Annotated in this window: 12 protein-coding genes; 5 read left to right on the top strand and 7 right to left on the bottom strand. The window is 69.5% G+C overall.

What is annotated here, in order from left to right; genetic code table 11:
* Positions 1-26 precede the first annotated feature (26 nt).
* The 3 genes from QXK92_RS17090 to QXK92_RS17080 form a co-directional block, all read right to left on the bottom strand.
* On the bottom strand, positions 27-812 hold the full coding sequence (locus QXK92_RS17090) for a YoaK family protein (RefSeq protein ID WP_306243118.1): 786 nt from the start codon (positions 810-812) through the stop codon (positions 27-29).
* Positions 813-952: 140 nt separating this feature from the next.
* The gene (locus QXK92_RS17085) at positions 953-2644 is read right to left on the bottom strand and encodes a hypothetical protein (RefSeq protein WP_371934560.1); all 1692 of its coding nucleotides are present in this window, start codon (positions 2642-2644) and stop codon (positions 953-955) included.
* Positions 2645-2707: 63 nt separating this feature from the next.
* Positions 2708-3973, bottom strand: coding sequence for a DUF3068 domain-containing protein (locus QXK92_RS17080; RefSeq protein ID WP_306243116.1), 1266 nt, complete (start codon positions 3971-3973; stop codon positions 2708-2710).
* 150 nt (positions 3974-4123) lie between these two features.
* Between QXK92_RS17080 and QXK92_RS17075 the strand changes: the two genes are divergently transcribed.
* Positions 4124-5368 (top strand): acyltransferase family protein, encoded by a 1245-nt coding sequence (locus tag QXK92_RS17075; RefSeq protein ID WP_371934520.1) that lies wholly within the window; start codon positions 4124-4126, stop codon positions 5366-5368.
* Between the two features lie 4 nt (positions 5369-5372).
* Here the strand turns inward: QXK92_RS17075 and QXK92_RS17070 are convergent, their stop codons facing one another.
* Genes QXK92_RS17070 through QXK92_RS17055 form a run of 4 tightly spaced genes read right to left on the bottom strand, consistent with a single transcriptional unit; the run spans position 5373 to position 10310 of the window.
* Entirely contained in the window at positions 5373-7127 is a 1755-nt protein-coding gene (locus QXK92_RS17070) for a DUF3488 domain-containing protein (protein ID WP_306243114.1), read from the bottom strand.
* Positions 7128-7132: 5 nt separating this feature from the next.
* A complete protein-coding gene (locus QXK92_RS17065; RefSeq protein WP_306243112.1) occupies positions 7133-7876 on the bottom strand; it encodes a PP2C family serine/threonine-protein phosphatase in 744 nt (247 codons plus the stop codon).
* Positions 7876-9333: an AMP-binding protein gene (locus QXK92_RS17060; RefSeq protein WP_306243111.1), complete on the bottom strand. Its 1458-nt coding sequence runs from the start codon at positions 9331-9333 to the stop codon at positions 7876-7878. Before QXK92_RS17060 ends, QXK92_RS17065 begins: the two co-directional genes overlap by 1 nt.
* Positions 9330-10310 carry a phosphotriesterase-related protein gene (locus tag QXK92_RS17055; RefSeq protein WP_306243110.1) on the bottom strand — a complete coding sequence of 327 codons (981 nt, stop codon included), beginning with the start codon at positions 10308-10310 and terminating at the stop codon, positions 9330-9332. The genes QXK92_RS17060 and QXK92_RS17055 overlap by 4 nt, the downstream gene beginning before the upstream one ends.
* A gap of 258 nt (positions 10311-10568) precedes the next feature.
* Here QXK92_RS17055 and QXK92_RS17050 point away from each other — a divergent pair, with 258 nt between their 5' ends.
* From QXK92_RS17050 to QXK92_RS17035, 4 genes are all read left to right on the top strand, one after another.
* On the top strand, positions 10569-13670 hold the full coding sequence (locus tag QXK92_RS17050) for a PE family protein (RefSeq protein ID WP_306243108.1): 3102 nt from the start codon (positions 10569-10571) through the stop codon (positions 13668-13670).
* 126 nt (positions 13671-13796) lie between these two features.
* Positions 13797-15503 (top strand): acyl-CoA dehydrogenase, encoded by a 1707-nt coding sequence (locus tag QXK92_RS17045; protein ID WP_306243106.1) that lies wholly within the window; start codon positions 13797-13799, stop codon positions 15501-15503.
* 76 nt (positions 15504-15579) lie between these two features.
* Positions 15580-16275, top strand: coding sequence for a TetR/AcrR family transcriptional regulator (locus QXK92_RS17040; protein WP_306243104.1), 696 nt, complete (start codon positions 15580-15582; stop codon positions 16273-16275).
* Positions 16272-16394 carry a hypothetical protein gene (locus tag QXK92_RS17035; protein WP_306244557.1) on the top strand — a complete coding sequence of 41 codons (123 nt, stop codon included), beginning with the start codon at positions 16272-16274 and terminating at the stop codon, positions 16392-16394. The genes QXK92_RS17040 and QXK92_RS17035 overlap by 4 nt, the downstream gene beginning before the upstream one ends.
* Positions 16395-16400: the final 6 nt, after the last annotated feature.

Genomic DNA, 16400 nt, shown 5'->3' with positions numbered 1-16400 from the left:
CTCCGTAACGTCGGCCGTGCCGGCGATCAGGCGCTGACCGCTGCGGGTTGGCTGACGCGCCGCGGTGCCTGCCAGGCTGTCATAAACCGGGTCCGGCCACGGAACGGCCAAGCGCTCATCGCGGCGATCGTGGCGCACAGCGCCGCCGGCACCAATAAGGCGTAGCCCTCGAGTGACGTGCCGATCAGCAGGCCGGCGGTCCCGCCGCCCAGGAAGAGCACGAGAGTCAGCGAGAGCACGGCGGCCTTCCACTTCTCGATGCCCTGCCGTCGGGCCCGGCCGAGCATCAACCCGAGGTCGGTCACGGTGCCGGTGAAGTGGGTGGTGCGGATCGCCATCCCGCGGAAGCTGGATGTCAAGCCGTTCTGCATGCCGAGTGCGGCGGCGGCCAGCAACGCCTGCACTGCCGTCTGCTCGACTCCGAGCGACTCGATCAACGCGTTGACCTGGGTCTCCTCCACGCCGAGTGCGGCAAGGATCAGCAGGATCGCTTCGACGGTCAGCACCGCGGCGTGCCGGGGGCCCGGTAGGTGGTGGCTGTGGCCGAGGATGGCCCCTGCGATGAAGGCGCCGAACCAGAATCCCAGCAGGATCGCCGCCAGGATGTGACCTTCGTACAGCAGTGGGTTGGCGGTGTTCATGCCGAGCTGGGTGGTGACGGCGGTGAGGTTGCCGACCGGGAAGGCCAGCAACAACAGGGCGACGGCGTTGACGAAGCCGGCGACGAAGGCCAGGGCGCCGCTATAGCCGAGCAACAATCCCTGGGCTCGCTTGCCCGACGACGAGGGTCGAGTGGTGCGGTCGAGTTGCATCAGGTTCCTTTACGGCACGGCGGTTGTCGTAGCTCCGTAAAGAAGGCTATATAGCGAAATCTGCTTCATCAATAAAGTTTCGTATGAATTTGGCCAGAACCACGATCGGGATATGAGCCGAAACGCATTGTCGCCGTAACTCATTGGTGATTTGCGCCAGGAACTCTGGCGCGGCGGTCGGCGACCGTGCGCAGTGCCAACCCCGTCCCGCCGGCCGCCAGCAGAGCCAGCCAGGCGAAATGTGCGAGCAGGACCCACCGGCGGTGAGACGCCGGTGCGCCCGCGCTGCGGCCGCCTATGCGGTACAGCGCGATGTCGTTGTCCCGGTAGGCCGGCGTCAGAGAGGAGACGGTGCGTGGGCTGAAACCCATGTCGCCGGGGCTGCCCGACTCGACCACCAGCCATGCCAGCCCCGCCGCGGCCAATTTCGAAGGCTCCTGCCCGGACAGCAGCAACTGCTGCACGGCCCGGGCGTGGTCGCCTTCCCCCGGCACGGTCACTCCGGAGATCACCAGGTCGCCGGTGCTCAGCACATCGGCACGGACCCAGCGGGGCAGCGGATCGAGCACCGGAGCCGGCCCCGACCAGGAGAAGCGCCGCATCGTCCCGGTGGGCAGGACGGCGACGGCACCGGGCTCGGCGTTGATCCGGGCCCTCACCGCCGTCCACCCCTGCGGGTAGCGCACCGGGGCGACCCTGCCCCACGCCCCCCAGGCCAGATCGGGCAGCACCAGCACCAACACCAGGCAGCACACCACCGCAGTGACCGTCGACGGCAGCCACCGGCGCAACGTCACCACCGCGCCGGCAGCCGCCAGGCAGTAGCCGGGCACCGCCAGCGCCACCCACTTCTGGCCGTCGCGCAGCACCCCCAGGCCCGGCACCGCGTCCACCGCCGCGCGCAGCACGTGCAATCCGGGGCCGGTCGCCAGCAGGGCCGGCAACACCACGGCCGCCACCGAGAGCAGCAGTAGCGGCCGGGCGGCCGGTCGCCGCACCGCCACCGGCAGTCCCACCGCGACCACCCCCAGCAGCACGGTGGCCGCTGCCACCACGAAAAGCGTTGTCCGCGAGGTGGGGACCGCGTCGCCGTTCCAGATCCCGCCCAGGCCGGCCAGGCTCAACAGGGTGCCCAGACCCGGCTCGGCTCGGGGGGCGAAGACGTCGACGCCGGCCTCGTTGCCAACCCGCAACGACGACCCGGCCAGTGAGGCAACCAGCCACGGCAGCGCGCCCACCACCGAGCAGCCCAACGCCGCCACGGCAGACAGCCACCGTGGCCGTCCGTTCCCGGGCGCAGCCACGCATACCAGCGCCACCGTCGCGGCCAGGATCAGCCCGGTCGGTGTCAGCCCGGCCAGCGCGATCCAGAAAGCCAGCCCGCAGAAGCCCGCGTCACCACAGCGCAATCCGACCATCGCCGTCGCCACCCACGGCAGGCAGCCGTAGCCGACCAGCAGACTCCAATGGCCCTGCAGCAGCCGCTCGGCGACGTAGGGGTTCCAGATCGCCACCGTGGTCGCGACGAATTCGCCGCCACCCGAAGCCTCGGGCAGCACCGCCGCCACCAACCGCGCCGCACCCCAGCCAGCCAGCCACAGGCCCAGCACCAGAAGCGCTTTGACCACCACACCGCCGTCGAGGACGTGTGACGCCAGCGCCACCGCGAAGTCCTGAGGCGTCGCGCGGGGCGCGGCCGTCAACCCGAGTGCGGTGTCAGAGAGGTAGGACCGCGGAGTGGACACCGCGTCGCGCAGCAGCAGATATCCGGGACCCAACAGCGGCCCGGCCACCAGCAGCGACAGAGCGAGGGCGTACGCCGGCCGGGCCATCCAGGCCCGCATGCGTTGGCTGGATTGCCCGGCTCCTCCTCGGGCCATTCTGGCCCGCACGGGCTAGGTCTTTTCGGTCGGCGGAGACTCCGAACCCTCCGGCGGATCTTTCGGCGGATCGGGATCCAGTGGACTCGGATCGTCCTCGACCAGATCAGGTCGCTGGGCGGGAATCTTCTCGGTTTCGGCTTCCGCTCCCGGAGTCGGAGGTTCGAGCCCCGCCCGCCGCAGGAAGTCGGTGTCGTCGCGATCCAGGCTCGGGTCGGTCAATGCGCTCTCGGTGCGAAGGCTGAACGAGGCCAGCACGCCGCCGCCGATCAGTGCGATCAGCCCGATCGCGGTGAACGTGATCGGCAGCACCCGTGACCACAAGGCCACCCGGTCGCGTTCGTCCCGCGCGGAGTTGACCTGCGACTCCACCGTCTCCTGAGTCGAGGTGAGCTTGTAGTCGACCAGCGTCACCTCGGGCTTGAGTGCGTCGCGGGCGTAGTAGTGGTGGGCCTGCTCGGTTTCCTTGACGATCGTGCCCGACACCGGGTCCACCCAGAAGGTGCGCTTGGCGGTGTAGTAGCGGGTCATGGTGATTTGCTCGTTCGGTTCCCCGGGCACACCCCACATCGACGCGCTCGTGGTGATCTTGCCGTCCTCGTTGCCGCCGTACAGCGACGGATAGGTGATCGGGGCCACCAGCTTGCCCTCGCTGTTAACGCCCACGTTCTGCGTGAACCGGTAGGTACTCAGGCCGTTGACGTCCTCCTGGCCGTCATAGTTGGCGTCGAACGGCTTCTGGGCGATCGGGTCGAAGTAGGGGTAGGTCTTGCGCTCGGTGTTGAACGGGAAGCGGTAGGCCAGGCCCTCGTGCCGCAACGGCATCGCGGTCGGCGGGTTCTCGTCGCCGATGCCGCGCGGCTTCTGCACGTAGCCGCCCGGGTGGGAATCGTCCGAGACCGCCATTGCCGTCTTCCGGTTGACTGTCACGGTGTCGACGATGGCCAGCATCAACCCGCTGTCCTTCTGCTTGTCGCTGCGCCGGACGGACGACCCGACCTGCAGGGTGACGACGTCGGCGTTGGCGGGCGCTTCGACGCTGATCTGCTCCTGGGAGACCAGGGGGACGTTCTGGTTGACGACGACCCGGTCGGTGGACAGGGAGGCGGCGTCGATCGCGGTTCCGGTGCCCTCGCTGATCAGCGTCGCGTCCAGGTTGAGCGGGATCTTCGCGACCCTGCTGCTGGTGTAGGTGGACAACAACAACGCGGCGATCAGCAGTGCGGCTCCGAGACCGATAGTTCCGCATGCGGCGATGCGCAACATGACTGCTCGGTTCACGTTGCTGTGACCTCCCTGTCCATGAGTTCGTCCGGGACACACCGGTCGCGACCCGCTTTGACCTGACCAAGCAGCGAGGCAAACCCGTTCGACCCTAACAGGAGAACGCGGTGCCGCTCCGTATGAACCTAGGCGCGAACCCAGGGCCCAATGTACGGACCCGGCCCGGCCCGAGGTGTACCCGCTGCCGCCGGCAACACGCACAGGCAAACTGGGACCGTGACTGACGGCCTGCAGGTGGGTGGCACCCGCAACTTCCTGCCCGCCGTCGAGGGAATGCGCGCCTGTGCGGCCATCGGCGTGGTCATCACCCACGTGGCCTTTCAGACGGGGCATTCCAGCGGCATCGACGGCCGTCTGTTCGGCCGTTTCGACCTGGCCGTCGCGGTGTTCTTCGCCTTGTCGGGATTCCTGTTGTGGCGCGGGCACGCCGCGGCCGAACGCGACCTCAAACCGCGTCCCCGCACCGGGCACTACCTGCGCTCCCGGGTGGTCCGCATCATGCCGGCCTACCTGGTGGCGGTGGTGGTGATCCTGACCCTGCTGCCCGACTCCAACCACGCCAGTCCGACGGTCTGGCTGGCCAACCTGACGCTCACCCAGATCTATGTGCCCCTGACGCTGACCGGCGGCCTCACGCAGATGTGGAGCCTGTCGGTGGAGGTGACCTTCTATTTGGCGTTGCCGATCCTGGCGTGGCTCGCGCGCCGGATTCCGGTCGGTGCGCGGCTGCCCGTCATCGCCGCACTGAGTGCGCTGAGCTGGGCGTGGGGCTGGCTGCCGCTGGCGGTGCTGGGCGGCGGCCCCGGCGCGAATCCGCTGAACTGGCCGCCCGCCTACTTCTCCTGGTTCGCGGCGGGCATGATCCTGGCTGAGTTGGTGCACACTCCGCTCGGGTGGATCCACCGGCTGGCTGCCAAAAAAGTGGGCCGCATCCTGATGGCAGCGATCGCGGTGTCGGCCTACCTGGTGGCGGCCTCGCCGCTGGCGGGGCCGGCGGGTCTGGTGCCCAGCAGCGCGCTGCAGTTCTCGGTGAAGACCGCGATGGGGTCGGTGGTGGCTTTCGCTCTGCTGGCGCCGCTGGTGCTGGACCGGCCGCACACTGCGCACGGGCTGCTGGGCAGCACGGTGATGGTGACCCTGGGCCGCTGGTCCTACGGCCTGTTCATCTGGCACCTGGCCGCGCTGGACATGGTGTTCCCGGTGCTCGGCATCTTCGCGTTCAACGGCCACATGCCGGTGGTGCTGGCACTGACCCTGGTGTTCGGAATCGCGATCGCCGCGGTGAGCTACGCGCTGGTCGAGTCGCCGTGCCGGGAAGCGTTGCGTCGCTGGGAGAAACGCGAACGCAACACCGAGTCGCAGGACATCGAGGCGGACGCGGTCGCGCCCTAGCGGCTCAGGGCGGCGGCGCGACAACCCCCTGGACATCGACGTCGCGCCAGATTGCGATCTCGCCGACGTAGTCGGGCGCCCGACCGAAAAGATCGCTGAAGAAGGCGATCATCTCCTGCCACCCGCGTGTCGGCCCGACGATCACGTGGCGCACTCCCGCCCGCGCCAGATCGGCGCTCACCTGGTCGCGAATCTCACCGCGCGCCACCAGCGACGTGCCTTCCTGAATCGCCACCATCACCGAGAACAGCCGCGTCGCGGGCGGCCCGGGCCGGGTCCCACCGTCCGGTTGCGGCATGTAGGCGTAGGCCTCCGGCATGCGCAGCCCGTAGTCGGTCTCCGCCGCCCACAGCATCGGTGCGGCCCGGCCCTGTGGGTCGCGGAAATACGGCGCGACGAGCACCGTTTCGTCGGACCCGATGTGGTGGCTCGCCCACGTCCGGAAGAAGGCGGGAGTGTAGAACGGCATCCGCTGGAGCGGAGCGGGGATGATCACCGCGATCGCCGCGGCCACCGCGAGCAGCCACTGCGCCCTGGGGCGCGGGGCCAGCCGGGTCGCCCGCGCGAGGGCGATCGCGACGATCACCGCGACCGCCAGCCAGACGAACAGCGTGAAGCGCCCCGGCAGCACGTGGCGCAGCAGTGGCAGCGTGCTGAAGGGCAGCCAGGGAAGCGGGACGGGCACCGCCTCCGCGCCGATATGCAGCCAGGGTCCGAGCGAGAGCACCAGCAGCAGACCGCCGGTGCCACTCGCGCCGCGGATTCGCTGGTCGCCCCACTGCCGGACGGCCACGACGACGAGGATGACCAGCAGCGGCAGGCCGAGATAGGCCGTCGCCTCGTGGTACAGGCCGCTGAAGTGCTCGGACACCCGGGTGGCCGCCTGCGGGGCGATCAGTTGATACGGCGTCGGAATGACCAGGTTCAGCAGGTCGGTGGAGAAGGTCTTGGGGTCCTGAACCTGCTTGGTGATGCGTTGTGGTCCGAAGAACTGGATGATCAGGGGCCAGGCCGAAAGCGTGAGGAAGACCAGCACGGCAACCGCCAGGCCGGGAACGAGCCGGGGCAGTGCGTCGCGCCGGTGCGACCGGCCGACCAGGGCCAGCACGCAAATCAGCACCGCGACGGCCACGACGCCGGTCGCCAGCATCTCCGCCGCGATCAGCAGCTGTGCTGTTGCCAGCAAGCCGAGTGCCGCCCCCGCCTGCCAGGGCGGTCGGCGCCGGGTCACCAGCAGGTCGTCGATGGCGATCAGCACCAGCGGGGGAACCCAGGCCGATGCGAGATTGAGGTGCAGCGCGGCGTGCGAGGCGATGTAGGGAGAGAAGGCGTACACCGCGCCACCGACGATGGGGCCGGGGCCGTCGCCGGTCCAGCGCCGGATCGCCAGCCATGCGGTCCAGCCGCTGAGGGCGACGCCGAGCACCATCAGCACGTTGAATCCGAAGATCGGGCCGCCGATTTTCGCCGGGAGCCACCCGAGCAGCCCGAGCAGTGTCATCGGGGTGTTCCACATCAGGTTGACCCCGGCGGGCGCACCGATCTGCGTCGTGAAGAACGGGTTGTGCCCGTGCGCGAGGGCGTGCGGCGCCCAGCCCAGGTACCAGATCGTCTGCTCCTGATCGCAGCAGCCGCCGGCCCAGCCGGACATCGGATTGCGCCAGGCGCCGATGGTCAGCACGACGGCCGCCAGCAGGTAGCAGACGAACACCGTGAGGCCGCCGCGGCACCCGGTGGTCCACCGCCGAAGGACGGTCACCCGGGCTACGAGCCGGAAACGTCGACCACCAGCGCGGTGACGTTGTCCGGCGCACCCTCGCCCCGGGCCGCGGCGATCAGCGCGGCGCACACCTCGCCGGGATCGTCGTACTTGCCCAGAATCCGGGTCAGCGTCGGTTCCTTGACGATGCCGTGTAAACCGTCGCTGCACAACAGGATCCGGTCGCCGTCCGACAGGTCCTGAGCGCTGGAGTCGGCTTTGGCCGGCGGCTTCATTCCCATGTACCGCGTCACCACATTGCGCACCCGCAGGTTCCCGGCGTCCTCGGCCTGGACCTGATTCGCATCCACCAGCGACTGCACCAGGGTGTGGTCACGGGTGAGCTGGGTCAGCTGCCCGTCGCGCAGCAGATAGGCGCGGCTGTCACCCAGGTGGGCGACCAACGCACGCGACCCGACGACGACGAGCGCGACCAGGGTGCTGTTGGCTCCCGCGTACCTGGCATCGGTCTGTGCTTTTGAGTGCAGATCGTCGGACAGTTCGGCGATGGCCCGGCCCAGACGCTCCGGCCCATTCGCCGCGTCGCGCTGATCGGACGGAAGATGGTGGGCGACATAGCGGGGCAGGATGTCGACCATGGTCTGGGCGGCCAGCGCCCCGTCCCGGCTGCCGCCGACGCCGTCGGCCACCATGAACAGGCGCTGGTCGGGATCGGCGCCCCAGCGGTCCTGGTTGTCGGACCGCTCGCACCCGACGTCGCTCAACGCCGAATACCGGGTGGCATCCATCACGGGCCCCCAACCTGCAATCGCGCAATGATGGTGTCGCGCACCGCGGAGCGACGCGCCTTGCCGGCGTCGTCGCGCAGTGGCGCGTCGACGAACTCCACGATACGGGGCACTTTGTAGGCCGCCAGCCGTTCCCCGACGAATTCGCGCACGGCCGTGGCGTCCAGGCCGGATCCGTCGAGGGTATGCACCAGCGCGTAGGGCACCTGGCCCAGGTCGTCATCGGGAACCCCAACCACTAAGCAGGACAACACTTCTGGGTGAGCCGACAGCGCGTTCTCGATCTCGGCCGGGTAGACGTTGCGGCCTCCGGCGGTGAACATGTCGACCCGGCGGTCCGACAGATACAGGAAGCCTTCGTCGTCGAAGTAACCGAGGTCGCCCAGCGAATCCCAGCCGTCGCGCGACTTCGCGGTGGAGCCGATGTAGCGATACGTCGGCGCGCTGCCGGGGTTCGGACGCATGTAAATCTCGCCGACTACGCCGGGCTGGCATTCATTGCCGTCGTCGTCGAGTACCTTCATCTCCCCGCTGACCACCTGCCCGACCGAGCCCGGGTGCGTCAGCCACTGGTCGCCGGAAATGAAGGTCAACGCCTGTAACTCGGTGCCGCCGTAGAGTTCCCAGACCTTCTCGGGCCCGATCAGGTCGATCCAGGCCTGCTTGACCGCCGGAGGGCACGGTGCGGCCAGGTGCCACAACCGTCGCAGCGAGGACAGGTCATACGATTCCGGATCGGCCCGGTACACCGGCAGCAGTCGCTGCATGATCGTCGGCACGGTGACCAGGAAGCTGACGCGGTGGCGCCCGATCGTCGCCAGGAATTCGTGCGGGTCGAACCGGCTCATCAACACCAGGTGCTGGCGCATGATCAGCGCGATCAGGGCGGTGGTGAACCCGGTGTTGTGCGTCAGCGGCACCGGCACCAGCGTGGTGTCGCCCTCCTGCATGCCCAGCGGGTAGCCGATCGCCGGCGGGACCCGACTGTCGCCGCCGGCCTCGATGAGCTTCGGCCGCCCGGTGCTGCCGCCCGACGCCATCGACTTCCAGCACGGCGACACCGCTTCAGGAAGCGGTGCATCCGAGGCCGCTGGCGCGAAACCTTTTGGCACACTGGGTGTTCCGGGATGATCGCGGCCCACCAGCAGGGCTGAGGGGCGCAACCCCAACAGGTCGGCGAACTCCGCTTGGGGCAGTCGCGGCGACAACGGCTGCGGCACTGCCCCCAACTTCCAGCACGCCACCGCCGCCTGAATCCATTCCACGGAGTTGGGCAGCACGATCGTCACGTAGTCGCCGACCCCGACGCCGCGCTCGGCGTAGGCGCGGGCCAAGCGGTTGGTGGACAGGTCGAGATCGCGGCGGGTGATGGTGCTGCCGTCGCAGCTGACGGCCGGCTCGTCGGGGGCGCGCGCGGCCAGCTGCGAGATCTGGGTTCCGATCGACGGGACCGTCACTGATAGGCGCCCTGGCGATCGAAGATCTTGCGCGGGTTCTCCACGAGCATGGTGTGGATCTGCTCGTCGGTGACGCCGCGCTGCTTGAGCGCGGGGATGACGTCGTTGTGGATGTGCAGGTAGTGCCAATTCGGCGCCATCTGCGGAACCAGCGCCTCGGGCAGCGCGTCGAAGTAGCAGTTGGCGTCGTGCGAGAGCACCATCTTGTCGGCGTGCCCGCGCTCGCACATGGTCGCCACGATCTGAACCCGCTCCTCGAACGGCAGGATCACGTCGATGCCGAACCGGTCCATTCCCAGATACGACCCGGCGGAGATCAGCTCTTCGAGATAGCCGACGTCGGTGCTGTCGCCGGAGTGTCCGATGATCACCCGGGTCAGGTCCACGCCTTCCTCTTCGAAGATGCGCTGCTGCTCGAGCCCGCGCCGCAGTCCGGCGTGGGTGTGGGTGGAGATCGGAACGCCGGTGCGCTTGTGGGCCTGGGCGACCGCCCGCAACACCCGTTCGACGCCCGGGGTGATGCCGGGTTCGTCGGTGGCACATTTGAGGATGCCGGCCTTGATCCCGGTATCGGCAATGCCCTGCTCGATGTCGCGGACGAACATGTCGGTCATGATCTCGGGGCCGTCGAGCATGCCGCCCGGCCCTTCGTAGTGGAACCGGAACGGAATGTCGTTGTAGGTGTAAAGCCCGGTCGCCACAACGATATTCAGCTCGGTCTGGGCCGCCACGCGCGCAATGCGCGGGATATAGCGACCGAGTCCGATCACCGTCAGGTCGACGATGGTGTCCACGCCGCGGGACTTCAGCTCGTTGAGGCGGGCTACGGCGTCGGCCACCCGTTTCTCTTCGTCACCCCAGGCTTCGGGGTAATTCAGCGCTATTTCCGTGGTCATGATGAACACGTGCTCGTGCATGAGCGTGACGCCGAGATCGGCGGTATCGAGGGTTCCCCGGGCGGTATTTAGTTCTGACACGCCTTTGATGCTAGGTCGCCGCGGAGGCATTTTTAAGCCCTCGTAAGGAACGGCGGAAAGTGTCTTCGCCGAACGTTTCCGCGTCGTCTTCGACGATGCTCAGCCAGGTGCTCAGGCCACCGCTAGAACGATCCGTTACCACATCGTATTTGAATATGCATCTCATACGTTTACATATTTTTTCGTTGACGTGCCTGTTCGCGGCGCGTTACCGTCGCCCCGCGACAGAGCGTCGGGCGTCTTCGAATGGTGGGTCTTATGTCGTTTGTGTCCGTCTCGTCCTCATGGGTAGCCGGAGCAGCCTCGGACCTGGCCCGACTCGGTTCGGCGCTGAGCGCGGCGCACAGCGCTGCGGCTTTTTCGACGACGACATTGCTGCCCGCCGCCGAAGACGAGATTTCCGCGACTGTCGCGGCGTTGTTCGCCACCCACGGCACGCAATATCAGGCCGTGAGTTCGCAGATGAGCGCCTTCTACGAGCAGTTCGTGCGGAATCTGGGCATCAGCGCGGGGGCCTATGCCGGCGCGGAGGCCGGCAACGCGCTACAGCTGGCGCAGTCCGGAGTGTTGGGGGTCCTCAACGCACCGACCCAGGCCTTGCTGGGCCGGCCGTTGATCGGTGACGGCGCCAACGGTGCACCGGGTACCGGCCAGGCCGGCGGGGCGGGCGGGCTGTTGATCGGTAACGGAGGCGCGGGCGGCTCGGGTGCTCCCGGCCAGAACGGCGGCAACGGCGGAGCCGCAGGGATGCTCGGCAACGGCGGTGCTGGTGGAGCCGGAGGCGCTGCCGCGATGGCCGGCGGGACCGGCGCCCGGGGCGGTAACGGCGGCGCCGGGGGCTGGTTGAACGGTAACGGCGGCGCTGGTGGAGTCGGCGGACTCGGAGGCGCCGCGATCGGCCCGGGCGGCCAGGGCGGCCAGGGCGGGGCCGGCGGCACCGGCGGCGCGGGGAACTGGATGACCGGGCTCGGTGGGGCCGGCGGTGCCGGCGGCGCCGGAGGGGCCGGCGGAGATGGCCTCAGGGGTGCCGACGGTGTCACTTTCGGCGCCGACGGCGGCAACGGTGGACATGGCGGTAATGGTGGCGCCGGCGGCGCCGGGGGCGCCGGCGGCAGCGGCGGTGCGCTGAATCAAGCGAATGGCCACGGAGCGGGTGGGGTCGGTGGTGTCGGCGGTGCCGGCGGCGCCGCGGGCGATGGCGGAGACGGGCGTTACGGGAGTTTCACCGTCAACGACGGTGTCGGCGGGCGCGGCGGCGACGGCGGAAACCCGGGCCTCGGCGGTGCCGGCGGCGCCGGGGGACTGGGCGCCAATAATGTCGGAGCAGCGAACGGACAGTACGGATTTTCACCCACCAGCGGAGGGAATGGCGGAGCCGGCGGGTTTGGTGCCGACGCGATCACACCCGGAGGAACCGGTGCTGCGGGTGGCGCCGGCGGCAACGGCGGCCTCTACGGCAACGGCGGCCGAGGCGGCCCGGGCGGGGACGGCGCGGCCGGCGTGTCGGCGGCGCCGAGTAGCACCGCGACCGATGGCGGCGCCGGTGGTGCCGGCGGTGCCGGCGGCGCCGGCGGCGCGGGTGGGACGAAAGCCGGTGACGGTGGGGCCGGCGGCTGGGGTGGCCAGGGCGGCCGGGGCGGCGCGGGCAGCAACGGCCTGGCGGGTGCCGACGGCGCCGATGCGGGTGCCGATGGTGGTCATGGAGCTGACGGAGGCAACGGCGGTTCTGGTGGTGCCGGTGGCAAGGGTGGCGCCGGAGGCGCCGCGACCGCCGGTTCCTGGGGCAATTACGGCTTCGGCGGAGCTGGTGGTGACGGCGGAAACGGCGGCACCCCCGGCGACGGCGGCAACGGGCAGGACGGGGACATGGCCGTCAACAATGGCCGCGGTGGGCGGGGCGGTGACGGCGGAAACCCCGGTTTGGGCGGGTCCGGTGGCGCGGGTGGCTTCGGGGCCCGCTTCCCGGTCCAAGGAGCAACCGGAATCACTCCCACCAGCGGCGGAAACGGTGGCACGGGCGGCAACGGTGCCAACGGCCTGGTTGGGTCCGGCCCCGCCGGCGATGGCGGAGACGGCGGCCACGGCGGGACGTACGGCAACGGCGGTGCTGGGGGGCACGGCGGCGACGGCCATGCTGGGGACCCGTCCACTGCCGGCCAAGGCGGTGACGGTGGCCACGGCGGTGCTGGTGGCACGGGCGGCGCGCGGGCAGGCGATGGTGGCGCGGGTGGCGACGCCGGGGCCGGCGGACACGCTCTGGGCTACGGCAACGGTGGCAACGGTGGCAACGGCGGCACCGGCGGCGACGGCGGACATGCCGTCGGCGGGGGCGGCACCGGAGGTAGCGGCGGTCTGGGAGGTCGCGGCGGGGACGCCGACTACGGCGATGGCGGTCGGGGCGGGGCCGCCGGCAACGGCGGCAGTGGCGGCGCGGGGATCACCGGCGCCGATGGAACGGGCACCCTGATCGCCGGACCCGATGGTCAGCGGGGCGGCACCGGCGGTGTGGGTGGCACCGGTGGTATCGGCGGCGACGGCGGACAGTCGCTGCACGGCGGCGGCGGCAGCGGCGGCGCCGGAGGACTCGGCGGCACCGGCGGCGTTGGCGGCGCCGGTGGCAAGGGAATCGACGCGAGCCTGCTGCAGCGGGTCGGTGCCGGCGGACAGGGTGGTGACGGTGGCGGCGCAGGTTCCGGCGGCGCCGGTGGCAACGGCGGAACCGGAGTCACCAACGGCCGGGGCGGTGTCGACGGCCTCGCCGGCAACGGCGGTGGCGGTGGCAGCGGTGGCAGCGGCGGCAACTTCGGTAACGCGTACCGGTTCGGCGGGCCCAGTGGAGCAGGCGGACGCGGCGGCGACGGCGGGCAGGGACTGATCGGCGGGACCGGCGGTAGCGGCGGCACCGGCGGCATCGACTCATTCGGCTCCCGCGGCGGCGCGGGCGGGCAGGGCGGCACCGGCGGCGCGGGCACCATCGAAGGGGGCACCGGCGGCCGGGGCGGTAGCGGCGGCGACGGCGGAAACGCGTTCAGCAACAACGGTTTCGAGATCACCGAGTACGCCGGAAATGGCGGCCGCGGCGGTGACGGCGGCGCCGGTGGCGATACCGTCACCCCCGGCGGTAGCGGAGGTGCCGGCGGTGCCGGCGGTGTCGGCGGCGCCGGCGGCAAGGGAGGTACGGGTTTGATCACGCCGAGCGCTTTCGCGCCCGGCGGCACCGGGGGCGGTGGCGGTACCGGCGGCACCGGCGGCAACCAGGGCAGTGCCGGCCTGCCCGGCGAGCCCGGACGACTACCCGTGGGCGATCCCGTGAACGGCGGGGCCGGCGGGGACGGTGGCAGCGGCGGGGCCGGCGGCTGATCCGGCCTTGCGCGGGTCTCGCCAGCGCACGTCTGACCCATCTCCCACCGGGTTTTTGTACGGGTGAGCAGGTATTGAAGTACGGTCTACCCGTCCTCAATCCGAAATCGCTCTGGAGCCACCGTCATGCTGCTCAATCCCAACAAACTGCAACGCAAGTACCCGGATGCCCGGTCGGGGGAGATCATGCAGGCCACGGTGGACTTCTTCGAGAACCGGGGTAAGGCGAAGCTCAAGCACGACGACCACGAGCGCGTCTGGTATTCCGACTTCCTCAACCACATCGCCGAGAACCGCATCTTCGCCTCGCTGATGACGCCGGCCGAGTACGGCGCGGCCGACTGCCGCTGGGACACCTACCGGATCAGCGAATTCGCCGAGATCATCGGCTTTTACGGCCTGAGCTACTGGTACCCCTTCCAGGTGACCGCCCTGGGTCTGGGCCCGATCTGGATGAGCGACAACGAGGACGCCAAGCGCAAGGCCGCCGCCCAGCTGGAGCAGGGTGAGGTGTTCGCCTTCGGCCTGTCCGAGCAGACGCACGGCGCCGACGTCTATCAGACCGATCTGATCCTCACGCCGTCCGAGCACGGCTGGGTCGCCAACGGCGAGAAGTACTACATCGGCAACGCCAACGTCGCGCGGATGGTTTCGACGTTCGGCCGCATCGACGACGGTTCCGGTTCGCCGGAGTACGTCTTCTTCGCCGCGGACTCCCAGGACGACCGGTACGAGTGCAAGAAGAACGTCGTCAACTCGCAGAACTACGTGGCCAACTACGCGCTGCACGACTACCCCGTCACCGAGGCCGACCTGCTGCACCGCGGCATGGGCGCCTTCCACGCCGCGCTGAACACGGTCAACGTGTGCAAGTACAACCTCGGCTGGGGCGCCGTCGGCATGTGCACGCACGCCTTCTACGAATCCATCAACCACGCCGCCAACCGGCACCTGTACGGCACCGTCGTCACCGACTTCAGCCACGTCCGCCGGCTGTTCACCGACGCCTACGCGCGGCTCGTCGCCATGCGGCTGGTGTGCGCCCGGGCTTCGGACTACATGCGCAGCGCGTCGGCCGAGGACCGTCGCTACCTGCTGTACAGCCCGCTGACCAAGGCCAAGGTGACCAGCGAGGGCGAGCGGGTGATCACCGCGCTGTGGGACGTCATCGCGGCCAAGGGCGTCGAGAAGGACACCTTCTTCGAGACCGTCGCCCGCGAGATCGGCCTGCTGCCCCGGCTGGAGGGCACCGTCCACATCAACATCGGGCTGCTGGCCAAGTTCATGCCGAACTTCCTGTTCGCTCCGGACGGCGCGCTGCCGCTGATCGGCCGCCGCGACGACGACGCCGACGACACGTTCCTGTTCAACCAGGGACCCACCGGCGGTCTGGGCAAGGTCCGCTTCCACGACTGGCGGGCGCCGTTCGACAGCTACGGGCACCTGCCGAACGTCGCGCTGCTGCGTCAGCAGATCGACGTGCTGGCCGAGATGCTGGCCGGCGCCACCCCGGATGCGGCGCAGCAGAAGGACATCGACTTCGCCTTCGGTGTGGGACAGATCTTCGCGCTGGTGCCGTACGCGCAGCTGATCCTGGAGGAAGCCCCGTTGTCCGGAGTGGACGAGGCGCTGCTCGACGAGATCTTCGGGCTGCTGGTCCGCGACTTCGATACCTACGCCGTGGAGCTGCACGACAAGGCCGCCACCACCGACGAACAGGCCAAGTTCGCGTTGCGCATGATTCGCCGTCCGGCCAACGATCCGGCGCGCTACGACACCGTGTGGAAGGAATTCGTGCTGCCCCTCAACGGGGCGTACGAGATGCGCCCCTGACGCACGCTGACGCGCCTTGACTGTGAACTGGCTCACAGTAGAATGACCAGTGGTCATTTACGGCGAGGGGAGGCCAATGCCGACGGTTACCTGGGCACGTGTCGACCCGGCCCGCCGGGCCGCGGTCATCGAGGCGGCGGAGGCCGAGTTCGGTGCCCATGGGTTCTCCAATGGCAGCCTCAACGTCATCGCCCGGCGCGCCGGCGTCGCCAAGGGCAGCCTCTTCCAGTACTTCGCGGACAAGCGTGACCTCTACGCCTACATCGCCGACGTCGGCAGCCAGCGCGTGCGGGCCTACATCGAGGGCACCATCCGCGAACTCGATCCGAGCAGGCCGTTCTTCGAGTTTCTGACCGATCTACTGGACGTCTGGGTCGCCTATTACGCCGAGCATCCCCGTGAGCGCGCACTGCACGCCGCGGCGACGCTGGAGGTCGACACCGACGCGCGCATCAGCGTCCGCAACGTCATCCACCGGCACTACCTGGAGGTGCTGCGCCCGCTGGTGACCGAGGCACACCGGCGCGGCGATCTGCGTGCCGATTCCGACACCGACGCGTTGTTGTCGTTGTTGCTGATGATCTTTCCGCACCTGGCGCTGGCGCCCTACATGCGCGGTCTGGACCCGATCCTCGGTCTGGACGAGCCCACTCCCGAACAACCTGCGCTCGCCGTGCGCCGACTCGTCGCGGTGCTGTCGGACGCGTTCTCCGCGCCGCGTCCGGCCGCCGGCCAGGCCCCGAACCCGGCCCGATCACAGGAGGTCACGTGACACGCACCCATACCGGTTCGATGGTGGCGGGCGGCTCGAAGATCGACCTCGATTACTCGCCGGTGCAGCTCGAGGACGACTTCGCCGACGAAGACGAGCGCGCGCTGGCCGCGGTCTGAGGGGCG

The sequence above is a fragment of the Mycobacterium sp. TY815 genome, from assembly GCF_030755135.1.
Taxonomy (GTDB): Bacteria; Actinomycetota; Actinomycetes; order Mycobacteriales; family Mycobacteriaceae; genus Mycobacterium.
Note: the sequence above shows the minus strand (reverse complement) of the source record. Positions and strands in the feature narration are given on the sequence as shown.

Bases quoted from the DNA above. Each gene is read 5' to 3' on its own strand.
- QXK92_RS17090 (WP_306243118.1), bottom strand. From the start codon at position 812: ATGCAACTCGACCGCACCACTCGACCCTCGTCGTCGGGCAAGCGAGCC.
- QXK92_RS17085 (WP_371934560.1), bottom strand. From the start codon at position 2,644: ATGGCCCGGCCGGCGTACGCCCTCGCTCTGTCGCTGCTGGTGGCCGGG.
- QXK92_RS17075 (WP_371934520.1), top strand. From the start codon at position 4,124: ATGTACGGACCCGGCCCGGCCCGAGGTGTACCCGCTGCCGCCGGCAAC.
- QXK92_RS17065 (WP_306243112.1), bottom strand. From the start codon at position 7,876: ATGGATGCCACCCGGTATTCGGCGTTGAGCGACGTCGGGTGCGAGCGG.
- QXK92_RS17050 (WP_306243108.1), top strand. From the start codon at position 10,569: ATGTCGTTTGTGTCCGTCTCGTCCTCATGGGTAGCCGGAGCAGCCTCG.
- QXK92_RS17045 (WP_306243106.1), top strand. From the start codon at position 13,797: ATGCTGCTCAATCCCAACAAACTGCAACGCAAGTACCCGGATGCCCGG.
- QXK92_RS17040 (WP_306243104.1), top strand. From the start codon at position 15,580: ATGCCGACGGTTACCTGGGCACGTGTCGACCCGGCCCGCCGGGCCGCG.